3 protein-coding genes are annotated in these 23,967 nt (G+C 67.9%); all 3 read left to right on the top strand.

Annotated elements, in window-relative coordinates; all coding sequences use genetic code 11:
- Genes LGY53_RS10555 through LGY53_RS10565 form a run of 3 tightly spaced genes read left to right on the top strand, consistent with a single transcriptional unit; the run spans position 1 to position 23,929 of the window.
- Complete coding sequence (locus tag LGY53_RS10555; RefSeq protein WP_225726472.1) at positions 1–9,999, top strand: type I polyketide synthase; 9,999 nt, start codon at positions 1–3, stop codon at positions 9,997–9,999.
- A 35-nt stretch (positions 10,000–10,034) separates the two neighbouring features.
- The gene (locus tag LGY53_RS10560) at positions 10,035–20,459 is read left to right on the top strand and encodes a type I polyketide synthase (RefSeq protein ID WP_225726473.1); all 10,425 of its coding nucleotides are present in this window, start codon (positions 10,035–10,037) and stop codon (positions 20,457–20,459) included.
- The gene (locus tag LGY53_RS10565) at positions 20,456–23,929 is read left to right on the top strand and encodes a type I polyketide synthase (protein ID WP_225726474.1); all 3,474 of its coding nucleotides are present in this window, start codon (positions 20,456–20,458) and stop codon (positions 23,927–23,929) included. Before LGY53_RS10560 ends, LGY53_RS10565 begins: the two co-directional genes overlap by 4 nt.
- The last annotated feature ends 38 nt before the right edge of the window (positions 23,930–23,967 follow it).

The raw sequence follows: 23,967 nt of genomic DNA on the forward strand, positions 1-23,967 counted from the left end.
ATGCAGACCGAGGACAAGCTCCGTGACTACCTCAAGCGTGTATCGGCCGACCTGCACAAGACCAGGCAGCGCCTCCGCGATATCGAGGCCAGGAGCACCGAACCGATCGCCATCGTTGCGATGGGCTGCCGGTTTCCGGGCGGGGTGGCCTCCCCGGAAGATTTGTGGCGGTTGGTTTCCGAGGGGCGCGACGCCATCTCCGGATTCCCCGACGACCGGGGCTGGGATATCGACGGACTGTACGACCCGGATCCGGAGCGGTACGGCACGTCATATGTGCGCGAGGGCGGCTTCCTGCACGACGCGTCGGAGTTCGACGCCGATCTGTTCGGTATCGCGCCGAAAGAGGCGCTGACGGTCGATCCGCAGCAGCGGCTGCTGCTGGAGACGGCGTGGGAGGTGTTCGAGCGGGCCGGGTTGGATCCAACTTCGTTGCGGGGCAGTCGAACCGGCGTATTCGCGGGGCTGATGTACAACGACTACGGTTCCCGGCTCGATTCGCGCGCCGATTCGCTGCGTGAATTCGAGGGTTATCTGGGCAGCGGCAGTGCGGGGAGTGTGGCTTCGGGCCGGATTTCCTATGTGTTCGGTTTGGAGGGTCCGGCGGTAACGGTCGATACGGCGTGTTCGTCATCGTTGGTGGCGTTGCATTTGGCTGTGCAGGCGTTGCGCAATGGCGAGTGCGATATGGCCTTGGCAGGTGGGGCTACCGTGATGGCGACTCCCGATACGTTCGTCGAATTCTCCCGGCAGCGCGGATTGTCGCCCGATGGGCGGTGCAAGTCCTATTCCGACGATGCCGACGGTACCGCATGGGCCGAGGGTGTCGGGTTGCTGTTGGTGGAGCGGCTATCGGACGCGCGCGAGCACGGCCACCCGGTCGTCGCCGTGGTGCGCGGGTCGGCGGTGAATCAGGACGGTGCGAGCAGCGGCTTGACCGCGCCGAATGGTCCGTCGCAGCAGCGGGTGATCCGGGCTGCGTTGGCGTCGGCCGGTTTGGCCGCGTCGGAGGTAGATGCCGTCGAAGGACATGGCACCGGAACGTCTTTGGGTGATCCGATCGAGGCGCAGGCACTGCTGGCAACGTATGGGCAGGGTCGGGATGCCGATCGGCCACTGTGGTTGGGGTCGTTGAAATCCAATATCGGACATGCCCAGGCTGCGGCCGGTGTGGGCGGCATTATCAAGATGGTCGAGGCGATACGGCACGGGGTGTTGCCGAAGACGCTCAACGTGACTACGCCGTCCTCGCATGTGGATTGGTCGGCCGGTGCGGTGTCGTTGTTGACCGAGGCGCGGGCGTGGCCGGATACGGATCATCCACGGCGGGCAGGCATTTCGTCGTTCGGGGTCAGCGGCACGAATGCGCACGTGATCGTGGAAGAGGCTCCCGAGCCGGAGACGGAATCGTCGGATGAGGTCGAGCCGGTCGTGCAGGTGCCGGTGGTGCCGTGGCCGGTGTCGGCTCGTGGTGCGGTGGCGTTGCGGGGTCAGTTGGCTGTGCTGGCGCAGTGGAGTGCCGAACAGGACGGATTGGATGCGGCCGCGGTGGCGCGGGCACTGCTGCGTCGTGCCGGATTGGAATCGCGTGCGGTGGCCTTGATTCCCATCGATGATTCGGTTGCCGATGGACTGAATTCGGCGTTGGCCGAACCGGTTTCGGGTTCGGTGGTGTCGGGTCGTGTGGTGTGGGTGTTCGCTGGTCAGGGTAGCCAGTGGACCGGGATGGGTCGTGAATTGCTTGAGACATGCGAGGTGTTCGCCGACACCATCGCCGAATGTGACGGGTTGTTGCGGGAGTGGCGCGGTGTCACTGTGTCCGAGGCGCTGACCGATGACGCGTTGTTGGATCGGGTCGATGTGGTGCAGCCGGTGTTGTTCGCGGTGATGGTGGGTTTGGCGCGAACCTGGCAAGCCGTTGGTGTGAATCCTGATGTGGTGGTGGGGCATTCGCAGGGTGAGATCGCGGCTGCGCATGTGGCGGGGATGTTGAGTCTGCGGGATGGGTTCTGGTTGGTGGTTGCCCGGAGCCGGGTGATCGCTGAGGAGTTGTCGAACCGTGGTGGGATGGTGTCGATCGCGGCCGGGGCGCAGCGTGTGCAGGATCTGACCGCACGGTGGTCGGATCGGGTGTCGGTGGCGGTGGTCAACGGCCCCGGTGCGACGGTGGTTTCGGGTGATCGGGATGCGTTGGCGGAGTTGGTGGTTGCGGCTGAGGCCGAAGGTCTGCGGACTCGCTGGCTGCCGGTGGATTATGCCTCGCATTCTCCGCAGGTCGATATGATCCGGGACCGACTACTCACAGATCTCGCCGGAACAACCGGTGACGCGGGTCGAATTCCAATGCTGTCAACGGTTACCGGTGATTGGGTGACCGGTGCGAAGCTGGATGCCGCTTACTGGGTGGACAATCTCCGATCCACGGTCCGGTTCCAGGAAGCCGTTGAAACGTTGGCGCAGCAGGGTTTCACCCGTTTCGTGGAGATCACCCCGCACCCGGTGCTCACCACCGCGATCATCGACACTCTCGAGGCCGAGCAAATCGCCGGTGTGGCAATCGAAACCCTCCGTCGAGATCAGCACAGCGCCAAGGGTTTTCTCCGAGCAGCCGCACAGGCCTGGACCCACGGTCTCCCTGTGCACTGGAATACCCTTGTCCCCCAAGCAGAACCGGCAAGTCCGGAAACCCTGCCGACCTACGCCTTCGACCGCCGCCGCTACTGGGTCGACGCGGCACCGGTCGCGGCGGCCGGTACATCCGATCACCAGGAATCCGAGTTCTGGTCCGCCGTCGAGCAGGCGGACTGGAATGCACTGTCGGCCACCGTTCCCTTCGCCGACGAGCAGCGCGATTCCTGGCATGCCGTGCTGCCCTCCCTCGCCCGATGGCGCCGGGAGCGTAAGGAGCGATCGACGCTGGACGCCTGGCGGCACCGTATCGACTGGCAACCGGTCCAGCTCCCGGACGGTGAGCTGACGGGTATCTGGCTGGTGGTGCATCCCGCCGGGTGTGCGCTCGACGTGGTGGACGCTATCGCCGCGCACGGCGCCGGTGTGGTGCTGATCGAAATCGACGCGCTCGCAGACGATCTCACCGAGCGGCTGGCCACCGTCGCGAGCACCCGATTCACCGGTGTGCTCTCCCTGCTCGCCATGGACGAGCGGTCGCACCCGGAGCACGGTGCGGTCGGCGCCGGACTCGTCGGCACGGTGGATCTGGTGCGTGCGCTCGGTGCGCACGGGCAACAGTGTCCGCTGTGGATCGCGACTCGGAACGCGGTGACCATCGGCCGATCGGATGCCGCACCGGACCCGCGGCAGGCTCAGCTCTGGGGTCTCGGCCGGGTGGTGGGTCTGGAGCATCCGCAGCGCTGGGGCGGACTGGTCGATCTGCCGGAGCGGCTGAACGAGCGGTCCGCGGGCTGGCTGGCCGCGGCGCTGGCCGGAATCGACGCGGAGGATCAGCTGGCGATCCGCTCGAGCGGCGGCTATCGACGCCGCCTGGTGCCTGCTCCGGAACCGGCGGGTGCCGAGCCGTGGCGGCCGCGGGGCACCGTCCTGATCACCGGCGGCACCGGTGCGGTCGCCGGGCATATCGCGCGGTGGCTGGCCGCGGCCGGCGCCGAGCATCTGCTGTTGACCAGCCGACGCGGCGCCGATGCGCCGGGCGCCCGGGAACTGGCCGCCGAGCTGGCCGAATTGGGTACGGACGTCACGTTCGCCGCATGTGATGTGGCCGACCGGGATGCGGTGGCCCGCGTCCTCGCCGCGGTGCCCGCGGGCCGCCCGCTCAGCGCGGTGCTGCACACCGCCGGTATCGGAACCCCTTGCGAATTGGCGACATTGGGCGCGGCCGAACTGTCCGAGGTGTTCTCGGCCAAAGTCCGCGGCGCGGACAATCTCGACGCGCTGTTGGCCGAGGTCGACCTGGACGCCTTCGTGCTCTTCTCTTCCGGCGCCGGCGTATGGGGCGGTGTGCGGCAGGGCGCCTATGCCGCGGCGAACGCCCACCTGGACGCGTTGGCCGAACGCAGGCGGGCGCGCGGGTTTCGGGCCACCTCGATCGCGTGGGGTCTCTGGGCGAGCGACAGCGGCCTCGCGGCGGCGGACGGCATCGACGAACTCCGCCGGATCGGCCTGCGCCCGATGGATGCGCAACTCGCCGCGGGCGCACTGGCCCGCGCGGTGCGTCTGGACGAAACCGCGCTCGTGGTGGCCGATGTCGACTGGCCGCGCTTCGCCGCCGGATTCAACGCCGGCCGCCGTCGACCGCTACTCGACAGGCTGCCGGGTGTGCGAGAAGTGTTGAACGAGACGGGAAGTCGCGATGCCGACGGGTCCGCGTTGCGCGCGCTGCTCGAGCGGACGGCGGCATCGGGCCGTCGTCGCGTGGTACTCGAGCTGATCCGCAGGCATACGGCCGCGGTACTCGGCCACGAGGGCGCGGCGACGATCGCGCCGGACCGTGCGTTCCGGGACGTCGGCTTCGATTCGCTGATGGCGGTGGATATGCGCAACCGGCTCGGTGCCGAGACCGGGCTCGCGCTGCCCGCCACCGTCGTCTTCGACTACCCGACCCCGCAGGCGCTGGCCGACCATCTGCTGGCCGAGACGCGGCTCACCGAGCCGGACGGGCAGCAGACACCGGTCGAGGCGGCGGTGGGCACCGACGAACCGATCGCGATCGTCGCGATGAGCTGCCGGTTCCCGGGCGGCGTCGGCGGGCCGGAACAGTTATGGGATCTCATCGCGTCCGGGACCGACGCGATCGGCGAATTCCCCGACGACCGCGGCTGGGACGTCGAGTCGTTGTACGACCCGCAGCCGGGCAAGCCGGGCAAGACGTACACCCGCGCCGGCGGCTTCCTGCGCGGCGCGGCGGATTTCGACGCCGAACTCTTCGGTATCTCACCCCGGGAGGCACTGGCCATGGACCCGCAGCAGCGGCAGCTGCTCGAGGTCGCGTGGGAGCTGTTCGAGCGCGCCGGGATCAATCCGGAATCGTTGCGGGGCAGCAGAACCGGCGTTTTCATCGGTGCGTCGGCGCAGAACTACGGCGGCGATCCGCAGCAGGCCCCCGAGGGTGCGGAGGGCTACTTCCTCACCGGCAACGCCACCGCGGTGATCTCCGGGCGCATCTCCTACACCTTCGGTCTGGAAGGGCCCGCGGTAACCGTGGACACCGCGTGCTCGTCCGCGCTGGTGGCGCTGCATCAGGCCGCGCAGACGCTGCGCGGCGGCGAATGCGATCTCGCCGTGGCCGGCGGCGTCGCGGTGCTGGCCACACCGGAAACCTTCCTGGAATTCAGCCGTCAGCGCGGGCTGGCCGCGGACGGGCGGTGCAAGCCGTTCGCCGACGCGGCCGACGGCACCGGTTGGGGTGAAGGCGTCGGCCTCGTGCTGGTCGAGCGGCTCTCGGACGCGCGCCGCAACGGTCACGAAATCCTTGCGGTGCTGCGTGGTTCGGCGATCAACCAGGATGGCGCCTCCAACGGGTTGACCGCGCCGAACGGACCCTCGCAGCAGCGGGTCATCCGGGCCGCGCTGGCCAATGCCGGACTCGGCCCGGCCGAGGTGGATGCCGTCGAGGCGCACGGCACCGGCACGGTGCTCGGCGATCCGATCGAGGCACAGGCCTTGCTCGCGACATACGGTCGGGACCGGCCCGCGGATCGCCCGCTGTGGCTCGGCGCGATCAAGTCGAATATCGGGCATACGCAGTCCGCGGCGGGTATCGCCGGGGTGATCAAGATGGTGCTGGCGTTGCGGCACGCGGAGCTCCCGCAGACTCTGCATCTGGATCGCCCTACCTCGCAAGTGGATTGGTCGGCCGGGCAGGTCCGCCTGCTGGCCGAGCGCATGCCGTGGCCCGCGCTGGATCGTCCGCGCCGGGCCGGGGTTTCGGCATTCGGGATCAGCGGCACGAACGCGCATGTGATCTTGGAGCAGGCGCCCGATCCGGAACCGCGGGACCAGCCGGCCGTTCCCGCCGATCGCCCGCCGGTCTGGGTGCTGTCCGCGCACAATTCCGCCGCACTGGCCGAGTCGGCCGGGCGGCTGGCGGAGCGGGTGACCGACGACGACGCGGACCCGTGGCGGGTGGCCCGGTCCCTGGTGTCCGGTCGCGCTTCGCTGCCGGAGCGCGCCGTCGTATTCGGTGACACCCGTGACGAATTGGTCGCCGGACTCCGCACGTTGGCGGGCAACGGCTCCTCCGACGATCTGGTGCGCGGTACCGCGCGACAGGGCGGTACCGCCGTGGTGTTCGGCGGCCAGGGCGGTCAGCGTCTCGGTATGGGCCGCGAAATGTACGGAGCCTTCCCGGTTTTCGCCCGCGCCTTCGACGAGGTATGTGCCGAGCTGGACCGGTGGACCGAGCGGCCGGTGGCCGATGTGATGTGGGGCGAGGACGCGGAACTGTTGAACCGCACCGGTTTTGCCCAACCCGCGCTATTCGCGGTGGAGGTGGCCCTGTTCCGGTTGTGGGAGTCCTGGGGCGTGGTGCCCGATGTCATGATCGGGCATTCGGTGGGGGAGATCGCCGCGGCTCACGTGGCGGGGGTGCTGTCGCTATCCGATGCCGCGGTGTTGGTGGCCGCGCGGGCGCGGTTGATGCAGCGAATGCCCGAGGGCGGGGCGATGGCGGCGTTGCAGGCCACCGAGGACGAGGTGGCCGCGCTGCTCGCGACGGACGGCGACGATCCGGTGGTCGTCTCGGTGGTGAACGCGCCCGACCAGCTGGTGGTCTCCGGTTCGGTCGATGCGGTGCGGCGGATGGCGGCCGAACTCGCCGAGCGCGGTCGGCGAACCCGGCTGCTCCAGGTCAGCCACGCCTTCCACTCTCCGAGAATGGATCCGGTCGCGGCCGAATTCGCTTCGGCCATCGCAGGATTGACCTACGCCGCACCCGAGATACCGGTGCTGCCCACCGTGGCCGGCGCCACCGCGGCGGATTGGGCGACGCCCGACTACTGGGTGAACCAGGTGCGCGAGCCGGTGCGGTTCGCCGATGCGGTGGCGGCCGCGGCCGAGTCGGGCGCCACCCGCTTCCTGGAGCTCTCGGGTGACGGCGCACTTGTCGGCGCGATGGCGGGCACCCTCGCGGAGCGATCGGATACGACGACCATCGTCACCGCCTTGCGCGCCGGTCACGGTGAGTCCCGCACGGCACTCGCCGCCGCCGCGCGGCTGTATTCCGTTGGGGGACCGATTGATTGGACGCGGATCCTGCCTCCCGTGCCGGAATTGCCACTGCCGACCTATCCCTTCCAACACCGGCGGTACTGGTTGGCCGGTGCGTCGGCCTCGGATGGCGCGGGGCCAGGACAGGAGCCGGTGGACCATCCGCTGCTGCGCACCGCGTTGCGCTCGCCCGCATCCGGCGAGACGGTGCTCACCGGGCGGATCTCGCTGACCAGCCACCCGTGGCTGGCGCAGCACGCGGTGCACGGCACGGTGCTGCTGCCGGGCACCGCATTCGTCGACGCCGTCCTGTACGCGGGAGCCCGGGTCGGCTGCCCCGCGGTGGCGGAGCTGACTATCGAAGCGCCACTGGTGATTTCCGAATCCCCGGTCACGATGCTGGTCACGGTCGGTGCGCCGGACGAGTCGGGGCAGTGCCCCTGCACCGTCCACAGCGGAACCGGGGACGACGACCAGCCGTGGCGACGGCACGCCACCGGCCTGCTCGCCGCGTTACCCGCCGAAGCAGTGCGACCGGCGCAAGGATGGCCGCCCGCCGCCGCGGAACCCTTGCCGCTCAACGGCTTCTACGATCGGCTGCACGAGCTCGGCTTCGACTACGGTCCGCTGTTCACGGGATTGGTGTCCGCCTGGCGGTCCGGTCCGGACGTGCTGGCCGAGGTCGAACTGGCCGAAATCACCGACGAGCGAAGGTCTTTCGGCTTGCACCCGGCGCTACTGGATGCCGCGTTGCACGCGGCGTCCCTGCTCGACGAGACCGACGAGGTGACCAGGCTGCCGTTCAGCTGGCGGGGCGTCTCGCTGTTCGCGACCGGCGCGACCGCGCTGCGGGTGCGGATTTCGGCGGCGGGCGAGGACACCATCCGGCTCTCGCTCACCGACCGGCAAGGCGTTCCGGTGGCCGAAGTGGACGGTATCCAGTTCAAGCAGATGCGGGCCGATCACTTCGGCGCGGTCACCGCGAATTCGCTGTTCCAGGTGCAGTGGCGGGAGATTCCCGTCGGCGCGGCCGCATCGCGTCGGCCGGCCGTGCTCGGCGCCGCGGATCTCGCCATCGACTGCGATCGGTACGCCGACCTCGCGCAACTGCGGGCCGCGCTGGACGGTGGCGCGCCCGCACCGGAGGTGGTGCTCGCGCCCGCGCCCGCGACCGGCGCGGACCCGGCGGATGTACACGCGGCGGCGCACCGGCTGCTCGGGTTGTTACAGGACTGGATCGCCGAATCCCGGCTCGCCGAAACCGAATTGGTTGTGCTGACCCGCTCGGCGGTGGCCGTCCGGGACGCCGCCGAACTCACCGATCTCGGCCAGGCCGCGCTGCGCGGCATGGTGCGCTCCGCGCAGGCGGAACATCCGGGCCGGTTCCGGCTGGTGGATCTCGACGCCGAGTCCCAGCTCTCGGCCGCGCTGGCTACCGCCGAGCCGGAAGTTGCGCTGCGACAATGGAATTCGTACGTGCCGCGGCTCGTCGCCGCACCGGCCGTCGAGCGACCGGCCGAATTCGACCCGTCCGGCGTCGCACTCATCACCGGCGGCACCGGGGCGCTGGGCGCACACCTGGCCCGGCACCTGGTCACCGAACACTGCGTGCGTCACCTGGTGCTCACCAGCCGCCGCGGCGCCGACGCACCCGGGGCCGAAGACCTGGCCGCGGAGCTCACCGAGTTGGGCGCGGCCGTCACCGTGGCGGCCTGCGATGTCGCCGATCCAGCGGCGCTGGCCGAACTGCTATCCGGCATTCCGGAGCCGCTCACCACCGTGATACACGCCGCGGGCGTCCTGGACGACGGCGTGCTGGAATCTCTCACGCCGGACCGGCTGGACGCGGTGCTGCGCCCCAAGGTGGACGCCGCGGCCAATCTGCACCGGCTCACCGAGTCTCTCCCGATGTGTCGCCTCGTGCTGTTCTCTTCGGCGGCAGCACTTTTCGGCACACCCGGGCAGGCCAACTACGCGGCGGCCAACGCCTACCTGGACGCGTTGGCCGAATATCGCACGGCGCTCGGCCTGCCGACGACCGCGCTGGCCTGGGGCATGTGGTCCGGCACCGGTATGGCGGGCGAACTCGGCGGACGCGACCGGGGCCGGCTCGGTACCGGACTGTCCACACCGGAGGGCATGGCCCTGTTCGATGCCGCGCTCGGCACCGGCAGGCCGCTGCTCGCGCCGCTGCGCCTGGACCGAACGGCGCTGCGCGCCATAGGTTCTGCGGAACTTCCCGCCATGCTGCGCGACCTCGTACCTGTCGCGCTGGGTGGGTCCACGGCGGATGACGGCACCATGCTGCCCGCCCTGCTGGCCGGGCTGGACGGCGCCGAACGCGACAAAGCGCTGCTGAACTTCGTGCGGGAGCAAGTGGCCGTCGTACTCGGCTACCCGTCGGCGGAGTCGATCGTCGCCGACCGCGGGTTCCTCGAACTCGGGCTGGACTCGCTGACCGCGGTGGAATTGCGCAACCGGCTCGGCCGCCGCAGCGGACTGCGATTGCCCTCGACGGTGGTGTTCGACTACCCGAATACGGCCGAGCTGGCCGGATTCATCGGCGCCGAGCTGCCGCGGGACGGGGTGGCCGATGTCGACTCGGTGCACGCGGAACTGGACCGGTTGGAGTCCCTGCTGCGCACCGCGGAACCGGATCCCGGCGACCGGGAAAGCGTGACCGGACGGCTGCGCGCCCTGCTCGCGACCTGGACGGCCGCGGGTGAGCAGGAGCCCGCCGCCCGATCGGACGACTTGGCCGACGCCAGCGCGGACGAATTGTTCGCCCTGCTGGACGACGAGCTCGGCACGGCATGACCCATATTTTCATCGGGCGAGGAGAGTGACTTTCGGTGGCGGACGAGGCGAAGACGCTCGATTACCTGAAGCGGGCGACCGCGGATTTGCGGGAAACCCGGCGTCGGCTGCGCGAAATGGAGGAGCGCGCGGGCGAGCCCATTGCGATTGTGGGGATGGCTTGTCGCTTTCCGGGCGAGGTGTCGTCGCCGGAGGGTTTGTGGGAGTTGGTGGTCGAGGGTCGGGAAGGTATTTCGGAATTTCCGGTTGATCGTGGCTGGGACGTCGAGTCGATTTACGACCCGGTGCCGGGTAAGCCGGGGCACAGTTACACGCGACGCGGCGGGTTCCTGCACGAGGCGGCCGGTTTCGATGCGGAGTTCTTCCGGATTTCGCCGCGGGAGGCGTTGGCGATGGATCCGCAGCAGCGGCTGTTGCTGGAGACGTCGTGGGAGGTGTTCGAGCGGGCGGGGATCGCTCCGGAGTCGTTGCGCGGCAGTCGAACCGGTGTCTTCGCCGGTGTGATGTATCACGACTACGCTTCGCGGTTGACCGTGGTTCCCGAAGGCGTCGAAGGTTATCTGGGTGTCGGCAATTCGGGCAGTGTGATTTCCGGCCGGTTGGCATACACGTTCGGTTTGGTCGGGCCTGCCGTCACGGTGGATACCGCGTGTTCGTCCTCGTTGGTGGCGTTGCACTTGGCCGCGCAATCGCTGCGTGACGGCGAATGCGATTTGGCGTTGGCCGGCGGGGTGACGGTGATGAGCACCCCGGATACGTTCGTCGATTTTTCGCGGCAGCGTGGATTGGCGGCGGATGGTCGGTGTAAGTCGTTCTCCGATGATGCGGATGGCACGGCGTGGTCGGAGGGCGCCGGATTGCTGTTGGTGGAGCGATTGTCGGATGCGCGGCGGCTCGGCCATCCGATTGTCGCCGTGGTGCGGGGTTCGGCCATCAATCAAGACGGTGCCAGCAGTGGCCTCAGCGCGCCCAATGGTCCTGCCCAGCAGCGCGTGATCCGGCAGGCACTGGCCAACGCGCGGCTCTCGTCCGGCGAAATCGACGCCGTGGAGGGGCACGGGACCGGGACGACGTTGGGTGATCCGATCGAGGCGCAGGCCTTGCTGGCGACTTATGGACGGGAACGAAGCGCCGATCGACCGTTGTGGTTGGGGTCGTTGAAATCCAATATCGGCCATGCTCAGGCTGCGGCCGGTGTTGGCGGCGTTATCAAGATGGTTCAGGCGATGCGGTTTGGGGTGTTGCCGAAGACGTTGCATGTGGATTCGCCGTCCTCGCATGTGGATTGGTCGTCGGGTGCGGTGTCGTTGTTGACCGAGGCGCGGGCGTGGCCGGAGACGAATCGTCCACGGCGAGCGGCTGTTTCGTCATTCGGCGTCAGCGGCACGAACGCACACGTGATCTTGGAGCAGGCCCCCGAACCGGAATCTGTCGAGCCGGTGCCGCTGGAGCGCCCGGTGCCGGTGGTGCTGTCCGCGGGTTCGGACGCCGCGCTCACCGCGCTGGCTGTTCGGCTCCGGGACCGCCTCATCGCCGACCCCGAGGTGTCGGTGGCGGATACGGCGCATTCATTGCTGACCACCCGGACATCACTGTCCCACCGCGGCACCGTGGTCGCACTGGAGCGCGACGAATTGCTGTCCGGGCTGGACACTTTGGTCTCGGGCGGTCGTGACGCGCGCGTGGTACGCGGGATCAGCCGTTCCGTCGGCAAGACAGCCTTCTTGTTCACCGGTCAGGGTAGTCAGCGTGTGGGGATGGGCCGTGAACTGTCCGAGGCGTTTCCGGTTTTCGCCCAGGCCTTCGATGAGGTATGCGCCGAATTCGACAAGCACTTGGATCGCCCATTGCGGGAGGTGATCGATTCCGATCCAGAAGCTTTGGGGCGTACGGAGTTTGCGCAGTGTGCGATTTTCGCGGTCGAGGTGGCGTTGTTCGAGTTGTTGGGGTCGTGGGGGATTGCGGCGGATGTGGTGGTCGGGCATTCGATCGGGGAGTTCGCTGCGGCGTACGCGGCCCGGGTGTTGTCGTTGTCGGATGCGGTGGCTTTGGTTGCTGCGCGGGGTCGGTTGATGCAGCGGCTTGCTGAGGGCGGGGCGATGGTGGCGATCCAGGCTGCCGAGTCGGAGGTGTCGCCGCTGTTGGAGGCGGGTGTGTCTCTTGCGGCGGTGAATTCTCCTGCGGGAGTGGTGGTTTCCGGTGATGAGGAGCCGGTGAATCGGATCGCGGCTGTGTTCGCTGAGCAAGGTTGCCGGACCAAGGCCCTCGCGGTGAGTCATGCGTTTCATTCGGCGCGGATGGAGCCGATGTTGGAGTCGTTCGCTGAGGTGGCCGAGTCGCTGGTGTTCGCTGAGCCGCGGATTCGGTTCGTGTCCACGGTGACTGGTGATGATTCGGCTGAGGTGGCTGATCCTGGTTATTGGGTGGGGCAGGTTCGGGAGCCGGTGCGTTTCGCTGATGCGGTACGCGAGGCCGAAAAGCTCGGTGTGACAAGGTTTGTCGAGCTGGGGCCGGATGCGGTGTTGAGTGCCCTTGCGGCCGACTGTGTTTCGAGTCAGAACGCGGTGATGGTGCCGGTGCTGCGGGCCGATCGCGACGAAACTGTGACGGCGATATCGGCGGCCACGGCCTTGTGGGCCGATGGCACCGAACTCGATATGCAGGCATTGGTGCCCACCGCGCGGCGGATCGACCTGCCGACATATCCGTTCCAGCACACCCGTTTCTGGCTCGAGGGTGTTTCCGGCGGCGGCGATCCCGCTTGGCTGGGCCAGTGCCCGGCCGAGCATCCATTGCTGGGTGCGCAGCTGGTGCTGCCGGGCAGCGGCGAGACGGTGTTCACCGGCCGGTTGTCACCGAGCACGCAGCCGTGGCTGGCCCAGCATGCCGTGCACGGCACCGCAGTGCTGCCGGGCACCGCATTCGTCGAACTCGCACTCCATGCCGGAGGGCGGCTCGGCTGCCCGGCGGTGGGCGAGCTGACGGTGGAGGCGCCGGTGGTATTGCCGGAGCAGGGCGGTCGGCAACTGCAGATCGTGGTGGGAGTGCCGGAAGCGGACGGCGCCCGGCCCATCGCCTTCTATTCCCGCGCGGAATCCGAAGATGACGAGTGGTTCCGGCACGCCACCGGTCGACTCGATCCGGCGATCCAGCGGCCCGCCATCGGGCCCACGACTTGGCCCCCGCAGGATGCCACCCAACTCCCCACGGACGACCTGTACGCCGAACTCGCGGCTTCCGGCCTGGATTACGGTCCGGTTTTCCGCGGCGTGACGGCTGTATGGCGCAGTGACGCAGAGCTTTTCGCGGAGGTCGAACTCGACGAAGGTACGGATGCCGGTGCATTCGGCGTGCATCCGGCCCTGCTGGACGCCGCACTGCACCCGATGTCGCTGCTCGTCGCCGACGAGCAGATCCGGTTGCCGTTCTCCTGGACGGCGGTGGCCGTGCACACGGCCGGCGTGCGCGCCGCCCGGGTACGGCTGCGCCCGCACGGCGAAAATGCCTTGGCGGTGGACCTTTTCGATGCGGACGGTGCGCCCGTGGCATCGGTTGGCGCGCTGGCGGTGCGGCCCGTGGCGGCCGACCAGTTCACCCGCGCCCAGGACGCGCTCTACCGGGTGGAGTGGATCCGGTTGCCGAGTACCGATGGGGCGCCGTCGGATGCCGTGGAGTGCACCGGGCTGGATCGGCTGACCGGTGCGGTACCGGCCGCGGTGGGTGTTCGGTGCCCGTCGGGTCCGGTGCAGGTGGTCACCGGACAAGTCCTGGCTTGGGTTCGAGAGTGGTTGGCGCGCAAGGAGTTCGCCGATTCCCGGCTGGTGGTGCTGACCGAAGGCGCGGTATCGGTCGACGGTGCGGACGTCGATCCGGCGCAGGCCGCGGTGTGGGGTCTGGTGCGGTCGGCGGAGTCGGAGCATCCCGGCCGATTCGTGCTGGTCGACGGTGCCGGGGCGGGCGAGTGGCAGCATTTGATCGGGCTCGGCGAAACGGAACTCGCCGCGCGTGACGGCATGGTGTGGGTGCCGCGGTTGGCCAGGGTGCGCGCCGTCGCGACCGCCGAGACGGCACCGCTCGACGGCACGGTCGTGATCACCGGTGGCACCGGTGCGCTGGGCGCGCACGTGGCCGAACATCTGGTCACCGCGCACGGCGCCCGGCGATTGCTGCTACTGTCCCGCCGCGGTGACCGAGCGCCGGGGGCAAAGGAATTGGCCGCTCGATTGACCGCCCTCGGTGCGGAGGTGCGCCTGGTCGCCTGCGATGTGGCCGACCGGGACGCTTTGGACCGAGCGATCGCTGGGGAGTCCGTGACCACCGTGGTGCATGCGGCCGGTGTGCTGGACGACGGTGTGGTCGAGTCGATGTCGCCGGAGCGGCTGGACTCGGTGCTGCGGGCAAAAGCGGTGGCGGCGTGGCACCTGCACGAGTTGTGCCCGCAGGCCGGATTTGTGCTGTTCTCCTCGGCGGCAGGCACTTTGGGTAGTCCAGGACAGGCGAACTATGCGGCGGCCAACGCGTTTCTGGACGGTTTGGCACAGCATCGCCGCGCCCATGAACTGCCCGCGGTGTCGCTGGCATGGGGATTGTGGGAAACCGAAACCGGTATGGGCGCGGACGGCCACCAGTCCGGTGTGGCCGCGCTGTCCGTCGACGAGGGGCTGCGCCTGCTGGACACGGTGTTGAATTCCGGTATGGCCGTGGCACTTCCGGTGAAGTTGGAGCTGCCGGTGCTGCGGTCGAGGTTCGGCGATCTGGTGCCGCCGCTGTTTCGTGGCCTGATTCCGGCGTCGTCGCGCCGGACCGCCGCCGGATCCGGTGGTGCGGGTCGGCTGCGCGGACGGATCGCCGCGGCCGACGAGACCGAGGCACTGCGGATCGTGCTGGACCTGGTGTGCGGGCAGGTCGCCGGAGTGCTGGGGCATGCGGCGGCGGTGGCCGCGGATCGCAGCTTCCAGGAACTCGGATTCGATTCGCTGGCCGCGCTGGAACTGCGCACCGCGCTGCAGACCGGAACCGGGCTGCGGCTGCCCTCGACCCTGGTATTCGACTATCCGACCCCGGCGGACCTGGCTCGCCATTTATTGGCGGAATTGCGGGAGACCGCTCGACCCACGGCGGTGACCACTACGACCGCGGTATCGGACGAGCCTATTGCGATTGTGGGTATGGGTTGTCGATTTCCGGGCGGTGTGTGGTCGCCGGAGGGTCTGTGGAATTTGGTGTCGGAGGAGCGGGAAGGTATCTCGGAATTTCCGGTTGATCGCGGATGGGATGTGGCGGGGCTGTTCGATCCGGTGCCGGGCAGGCCGGGGCGGAGTTATACGCGGCATGGCGGATTCTTGGACCAGGCCGCCGGTTTCGACGCGGAGTTCTTTCGGGTCTCGCCGCGGGAGGCGTTGGCGATGGATCCGCAGCAGCGGTTGCTGCTGGAGGTTTCGTGGGAGACGTTCGAGCGAGCCGGGTTGGATCCAACCTCGTTGCGGGGCAGCCGAACCGGCGTATTCGCCGGGGTGATGTATCACGATTACGCGTCGCGGTTGGGTGCGGTTCCGGAGGATGTGGAGGGTTATTTGGGGGTGGGCAATTCGGGGAGTGTTGTATCGGGCCGGTTGGCGTATGTGTTCGGGTTGGAGGGGCCGGCGGTGACGGTGGATACGGCGTGTTCGTCGTCATTGGTGGGGTTGCATTTGGCGGTGCAGTCATTGCGTAGCGGTGAGTGTGATTTGGCGTTGGCGGGTGGGGTTACCGTGATGGCGACGCCGGATACGTTCGTCGATTTTTCGCGGCAGCGTGGGTTGGCGGCGGATGGTCGGTGCAAGTCGTTTTCCGACGATGCGGACGGGACTTCATGGGCCGAGGGCGTTGGCATGCTTTTGGTCGAGCGGCTATCGGACGCGCGCGCGAATGGTCACCCGATATTGGCGGTGGTGCGTGGTTCGGCGGTGAATCAGGATGGTGCGTCGAATGGTTTGACTGCGCCGAATGGTCCGTCGCAGCAGCGGGTGATCCGGGCGGCGTTGGCTGCGGCTGGTTTGGCGGCGTCGGATGTGGATGCGGTTGAAGGGCATGGCACCGGAACGTCTTTGGGCGATCCGATCGAGGCACAGGCTCTACTGGCCACCTATGGAAAGGACCGGAATCCCGATCGTCCATTGTGGTTGGGGTCGTTGAAGTCGAATATCGGCCATGCTCAGGCTGCGGCGGGTGTCGGCGGCATCATCAAGATGGTGCAGGCGATGCGGCACGGGGTGTTGCCGAAGACGTTGCACGTGGATTCGCCGTCCTCGCATGTGGATTGGTCGGCCGGTGCGGTGTCGTTGTTGACCGAGGCGCAACCGTGGCCGGAGACGAATCGTCCACGGCGAGCGGGTGTTTCGTCATTCGGGATCAGTGGGACGAACGCACATGTGATCTTGGAGCAGGCTCCCGAACCGGAACCGGCTCCCGAATCGGTACAACCAACCGGCGGCGCCGATCGGGTGTTGCCGTGGCTGGTGTCGGGTCGGTCGGCCGCGGCGGTGGCGGCGCAGGCAGCTCGGTTGCGAGATTGGTTGATGGCCGAGCCGGAGATATCGGCGGCGCAGGTGGCATGGTCGTTGGCGACCACGCGCACGGCATTCGGCTGGCGTGCGGCGGTAGTCGGCACCGAAACGCAACTGCGCGAGGGTATTTCGGCAGTCGCCGACGGCACGATTCCGGCACGTTCGACCGGTTCGGACGGCAAGCTGGCGTTTCTCTTCACCGGTCAGGGTAGTCAGCGTGTGGGGATGGGCCGTGAACTGTCCGAGGCGTTTCCGGTTTTCGCCCAGGCCTTCGATGAGGTATGCGCCGAATTCGACAAGCACTTGGATCGCCCATTGCGGGAGGTGATCGATTCCGATCCAGAAGCTTTGGGGCGTACGGAGTTTGCGCAGTGTGCGATTTTCGCGGTCGAGGTGGCGTTGTTCGAGTTGTTGGGGTCGTGGGGGATTGCGGCGGATGTGGTGGTCGGGCATTCGATCGGGGAGTTCGCTGCGGCGTACGCGGCCCGGGTGTTGTCGTTGTCGGATGCGGTGGCTTTGGTTGCTGCGCGGGGTCGGTTGATGCAGCGGCTTGCTGAGGGCGGGGCGATGGTGGCGATCCAGGCTGCCGAGTCGGAGGTGTCGCCGCTGTTGGAGGCGGGTGTATCGCTTGCGGCAGTTAATTCTCCTGCGGGAGTGGTGGTCTCCGGTGATGAGGAGCCGGTGAATCGGATCGCGGCAGTGTTCGCCGAGCAAGGTCGCCGGACCAAGGCCCTCGCAGTTAGTCATGCGTTCCACTCGGCGCGGATGGAGCCGATGCTGGAGTCGTTCGCTGAGGTGGCCGAGTCGCTGGTGTTCGCTGAGCCGCGGATTCGGTTCGTGTCCACGGTGACTGGTGATGATTCGGCTGAGGTGGCTGATCCTCGCTATTGGGTGGGGCAGGTTCGGGAGCCGGTGCGTTTCGCCGATGCGGTACGCGAGGCCGAAAACCTCGGTGTGACAAGGTTTGTCGAACTCGGTCCGGACGCCGTGCTGACCGCCCTTGCCGCAGAAAGTGTTTCGGATGCGAACGCGGTATCGGTACCGGTGCTGCGGGCCGACCGCGACGAGGTGGTAACAGCGATTACGGCGGCCACGGCACTCTGGACAGATGGCGTCGACGTCGATATGTCGGCGATTATCGGCGGCGACCGGACACAAACCGTGGAACTCCCGACATACGCCTTCCAACACACCCGCTATTGGCTCGAAAGTGTCTCCGCCGGCGGCGATCCCGCCGGATTCGGTCAGCGCGCGGCCGGGCATCCACTGCTGGGTGCGCAGCTGGTGCTGCCGGACAGCGGCGAGACGGTATTCACCGGCCGACTGTCGTTGCGCACCCATTCGTGGCTGGCCGAGCATGCCGTGCACGGCACCGTACTGCTCCCCGGCACCGCATTCATCGAGCTCGCCCGCCATGCCGGAGCGCAGGTTGGTTGCCCGGTGATTGCCGGACTCACTCTGGAACTGCCGCTGGTGCTCGGTGACGACCCGGTCGACGTGCACGTCACCGTGGCGACGCCGGATGCGGACGGGCGGCGGCAGGTGCTGGTGCACAGCAGATCCGACGGCGCGGATGCGGACGAGCCGCAATCGTGGCTACAGCACGCGAGCGGAGTGCTCGCCCCGGAATCGATCGAACCTGCTCCGGCGCCGTCGTGGCACACCGATACCGCCGAACCGCTCGATCTCGCGGATCTCTACACCGCGCTCGCGGCGACCGGCCTGGAGTACGGGCCGCTGTTCCAGTGCCTGCGCGCGGCATGGCGCGCCGGTTCGGATGTGCTGGCCGAGCTCGCGCTGCCCGAAAATTCTGAGGGCGCAACGGGATTCGGTATGCATCCCGCGCTGGTCGATTCGGCGCTGCACGCCGTCGCGCTCGGGGGATTCATGGAGGCCGCGACGGATGCGGTGCGGCTGCCGTTCGCCTGGTCGGGTGTTCGCCTACACGCCGCCGGCGCCACCCGGGCCCGGCTGCGGATCACACCGGCCGGGCCGGACGCGGTATCCATGAACCTGTTCGACGACAACGGAAGCCCGCTACTCGAAATCGGCATGCTCGAATTCCGCGCGGTCAGCGCCGACCAACTCGCCCGCGCCGACGGCGGCCACAGGTCGATGTTCGCACTGGAATGGGTGCCCGTGCCGACCGGACCGGCGGGTCCGACACCCACGTGGGCCGTGGTCGGACCGGATGAATCGGCACTGCTCCCCGCTGCGGGCGAGCGCCATGCCACGCTGTCGGAGCTCGCGGAGTCCGGCGTGGTCCCGGAGGTTGTACTCGTCTCGTGTCGACCCGAATCCAATGTGCCGCACGCCGATTGCGTACACCGGGCACTCGAGCTGGTGCGCACCTGGCTGGCCGACGATCGGTTCGCCGACAGCAGGATGGTGCTGGTCACCCAGGGTGCGGTGGCCGTCGAATCGCCCGATCCGGCGCAGGCCGCGGTATGGGGTCTGGTCCGCTCCGCCCAATCGGAGCATCCCGGCCGCTTCGTCCTGGCCGATATCACCGACATGTCCATGCTGCCAACGGCATTGGCGAGCGACGAACCCGAACTCGCGCTCCGCGACGGTATCGTGTCGGCGCCACGGTTGACGCGGGCGCGAGTCCGCGCGACCGGGTCCGGTCTGCGAGCCGAGGGCACGGTACTGGTGACGGGCGCCACCGGCACCTTGGGTGCCGCGGTGGCGCGGCATCTGATCACGGCGCACGGTGCCCGATCGCTGGTGCTGGCGAGCCGCCGAGGTCCGGACGCGCCGGGCGCCGAACAATTGCGGACGGAGCTCGCCGAACTGGGCGCCGAGGTGACGATGGCCGCCTGTGACGTGGCCGATCGGGACGCGCTCGCCGGTCTGCTGGCCGACCACGAGATCACCGCCGTCGTACACACCGCGGGCGTACTCGACGACTGCACCGTCATACAGCTGACCGCGCAACGGCTCGACCGCGTGCTCCGGCCCAAGGTCGATGCGGTGCTGAACCTCGACGAGCTCGTCGACGAAGGCACGCAGCTCGTGCTGTTCTCTTCCGCCGCAGGCACATTCGGCAATCCCGGCCAGGCGAACTACGCCGCGGCCAACGCCTTCCTGGACGCCTTCGCGCAGCGCAGGCACGCCGCGGGCCGACCGACCCTTTCGCTGGCCTGGGGCCTGTGGGAGGCGGGTCTCGGCGCAGAGCTCGACGAGCGGGCACAGGCCAGGATGAGTGCGTCCGGCGTCCGCGCACTGTCCGATGCGGACGGTTTGGAGCTGCTCGACCTGGCGCTGTCCGGTGCTGAACCGCTGCTGCTCCCGGTCGGCCTGAATATCGGCGCCGTACTCGCCGCGGCCGGGCCGGGCGGAATCCCGCCGCTGCTGCGCGGGCTGGTTCGCGCGCCGATCTCGCATGCGCGAGCCGGGCAGGCGGAGTTGCGGCAGCGACTGGCCGAGGCCGGCGACGAGGAACGCGCGACGATCATGCTCGAATTCGTCCGGGCGCGGGTCGCCGCCGTGCTCGGGCATGCGGCCGCCGCGAATATCGGACCGGAGCAGGCGTTCACCGAGCTCGGCTTCGACTCGCTCGCCGCGGTCGAACTGCGCAACCAGCTCGTCGCCGCCGCCGGAGTGCCGTTGCCGACCACTTTGGTCTTCGACTATCCGAATTCGGCCGCCGTCGCGGACTTCCTGATCGGGGAGTTGGCCACGGAACCGGACGAGGTCGGCGGCGTGCTCGCCGACATGGAGCGGCTGATCGCGCAGCTGTCCGCGAATCGACCGGACGCCGAAACCGCCGGACAACTCCGCAAGCAGCTGCAGCACGCGCTGTCGATATTGGTATCCGACGCGGATGACGCGGAAAACCTCGGGCAACGCCTGGATTCCGCCTCCGACGAGGAGATGTTCGAGTTCATTGGCAAGGAGCTGGGAATCTCATGACCGAACAGAAAACCGAGCGGGGCGCGGGCAACGAAGAAAAGCTCAGATATTTCCTGAAGCAGGTGACCGCCGATCTGCACCGGACCCGGCAGCAGTTGCGCGATGTGGAGGCGAAGAGCACCGAGCCGATCGCCATCGTGGCCATGGGCTGTCGCTACCCGGGCGGCGTGCGCTCGCCAGAAGACCTGTGGCAGTTGGTATCCGAGGGCCGCGACGCCATTTCCAGATTCCCCGACGATCGTGACGCCGATCTGTCCGGACTTTTCGAAGGCGATCTACCGGAGGGCGCCGAATCGCCGCTCGGCGGATTCCTCGACGGCGTAGCCGATTTCGACGCGGGCGCGTTCGGAATCTCGCCGCGTGAAGCGTTGGCGATGGATCCGCAGCAGCGGTTGCTGCTGGAGACGGCGTGGGAGGTGTTCGAGCGGGCCGGGTTGGATCCAACTTCCTTGCGGGGCAGTCGAACCGGTGTGTTCGCCGGGCTGATGTATCACGACTATGTCTCCGGAGCGGACAAGATCCCCGCCGAGATCAGCGGTTACTTGAGCACCGGGACGTCGGGGAGCGTGGCCTCGGGCCGGATTTCCTATGTGTTCGGGTTGGAGGGTCCGGCGGTCACGGTCGATACCGCGTGTTCGTCGTCGCTGGTGACATTGCATATGGCCGTGCAGGCATTGCGCAACGGGGAATGCGATCTGGCCCTGGCCGGGGGCGTGGCGGTCATGTTCAGCCCGGTCGCATTCGTCGAATTCGCAAGGCAGGGTGGCACTGCGCCCGACGGCCGATGCAAGGCGTTCGCGGATGCGGCGGACGGTACGACGTGGGCCGAGGGCGTCGGGTTGCTCTTGGTGGAGCGGTTGTCGGATGCGCAGCGGCTCGGTCATCCGGTGTTGGCGGTGGTGCGTGGTTCGGCGGTGAATCAGGATGGTGCGTCGAATGGTTTGACCGCGCCGAATGGTCCGTCGCAGCAGCGGGTGATCCGGGCGGCGTTGGCTGCGGCCGGTCTTGGTCCGTCGGAAGTGGATGCGGTCGAAGGGCACGGCACCGGAACGTCTTTGGGTGATCCGATCGAGGCGCAAGCGTTGCTGGCCACCTATGGCAGGGAACGGGATCCGAGTCGCCCGTTGTGGTTGGGATCGTTGAAATCCAATATCGGCCACACCCAGGCTGCGGCGGGCGCGGGCGGCATCATCAAAATGGTGCAGGCCATGCGGTTTGGGGTGCTGCCGCAGACGTTGCATGTGGATTCGCCGTCCTCGCATGTGGATTGGTCGTCGGGTGCGGTGTCGCTGTTGACCGAGGCGCGACCGTGGCCGGAGACGGATCATCCACGGCGAGTGGGTATTTCGTCGTTCGGGATCAGTGGTACCAATGCGCACGTGATCTTGGAGCAGGCACCTGACCCGGAGCCCGGGTCGGAGCTTGTTCCGGAGCCGGTCTGCGACAGCGGGCTGGTGGTGCGGTCGTCGGTGGTGCCGTGGCCGGTGTCGGCTCGTGGTGCGGTGGCGTTGCGGGGTCAGTTGGCTGTGCTGGCGCGGTGGAGTGCCGAGCAGGGCGGATTGGATGCGGCGGCGGTGGCGTGGGCTTTGTTGCGTCGTGCCGGGTTGGATTCGCGTGCGGTGGCTTTGGTTCCCGTTGATGGTGATGTCGTTGTCGATGGGGTGAATTCGGTGTTGGCTGAGCCTGTTTCGGGTTCGGTGGTGTCGGGTCGTGTGGTGTGGGTGTTTGCGGGGCAGGGGAGTCAGTGGGTCGGGATGGGTCGTGAGCTGCTGGAGACCTGCCCGGTGTTCGCCGACACCATCGCCGAATGTGACGGGTTGTTGCGGGAGTGGCGCGGTGTCACTGTGTCCGAGGCGCTGACCGATGACGCGTTGTTGGATCGGGTCGATGTGGTGCAGCCGGTGTTGTTCGCGGTGATGGTGGGTTTGGCGCGGACCTGGCAAGCCGTTGGTGTGAATCCTGATGTGGTGGTGGGGCATTCGCAGGGTGAGATCGCGGCTGCGCATGTGGCGGGGATGTTGAGTTTGCGGGATGGGTTCTGGTTGGTGGTTGCCCGGAGCCGGGTGATCGCTGAGGAGTTGTCGAACCGTGGTGGGATGGTGTCGATCGCGGCCGGGGCGCAGCGTGTGCAGGATCTGACCGCACGGTGGTCGGATCGGGTGTCGGTGGCGGTGGTCAACGGCCCCGGTGCGACGGTGGTTTCGGGTGATCGGGATGCGTTGGCGGAGTTGGTGGTTGCGGCTGAGACCGATGGTCTGCGGACTCGCTGGCTGCCAGTGGATTACGCCTCGCATTCTCCGCAGGTGGATACGATCCGGGACCGACTACTCACAGATCTCGCCGGGATTACCGCTAGCGAGGGCGAAATCCCGATGTGGTCTACGGTCACCGATGATTGGGTGACCGGTGCGAAGCTGGATGCCGCCTACTGGGTGGACAATCTCCGATCCACCGTGCGGTTCCACGACGCTGTTCACTCTCTGGTGAGCCAGGGTTTCACCCGTTTCGTGGAGATCACCCCGCACCCGGTGCTCACCACCGCGATCATCGACACTCTCGAGGCCGAGCAAATCGCCGGTGTGGCGATCGAAACCCTCCGTCGCGACCAACACAGCGCCGCCAGCTTCGTGCGATCGGCAGCACAGGCATGGACACACGGCCTCCCGGTCCAATGGGACACGCTGATCCCCGAGGCCGAACCGATCCCAGCGCACATCCTGCCCACCTACGCCTTCGACCGCCGCCGCTACTGGGTGCAGCGCGGCAATACCGGCGGCGATGTGCGCCAGGTCGGACAGCAGACGCTGACCCATCCGGTATTGGGTGCCGTAGTGGAAGTGCCCGGCACACTTCCGATCACGGTATTGACCGGACAGCTGCACCTGGCTAGACAGCCGTGGTGGTCGGACCACATCGTGGCTGGCTCGGCAGTGATCCCCGGCACCGGACTGCTCGAATGGGTAATGACCGCGTCCCGGCAGCTGGGCTGGAATGTGTTGTCGGAGTTGACGTTACAGCTTCCCGTGATTGTGCCCGCCGATGCGCCGTTGGACGTCCGGGTCGTCATCGGCCAGGACCCGGACGAATCCGCCACGGCCGAGGCCGAATTGATCGAAGCCGACTCGGCTGTGGTGGCGATACACACCCGCCCTGCCGGTGACGACGGTGATTGGACCACCCACGCCACCGGTACGTTGACAACCGGCACAGGCATGTCCGATGGTGTCGACACCGCATGGGAACAGTGGCCGCCATCTGGAGCCGAGGCGGTGGATGTCGTTGATCTGTATGACAGTTTCGCTGCTGCGGGTCTGGAATACGGTCCTGTCTTCCAGGGCGTGCGCGCCGCCTGGCGGCACGACGACCAGGTCTGGGTCGAAGTCGGCCTACCCGACGGCATCGAGACCGGCGGGTTCACCGCTCATCCGGCTCTGCTGGATGCGATCTTGCACGGCATAGCCTTCGGCTAATTCACCGCCACCTCCGCACAACCGCATCTGCCATTCGC

The organism is Nocardia sp. JCM 34519.1, assembly GCF_020361265.1.
GTDB lineage: Bacteria > Actinomycetota > Actinomycetes > Mycobacteriales > Mycobacteriaceae > Nocardia > Nocardia arthritidis_A.

What these genes read in the sequence shown, in the direction of transcription:
- LGY53_RS10555 (WP_225726472.1), top strand. Translation starts at nt 1, where the DNA reads ATGCAGACCGAGGACAAGCTCCGTGACTACCTCAAGCGTGTATCGGCC.
- LGY53_RS10565 (WP_225726474.1), top strand. Translation starts at nt 20,456, where the DNA reads ATGACCGAACAGAAAACCGAGCGGGGCGCGGGCAACGAAGAAAAGCTC.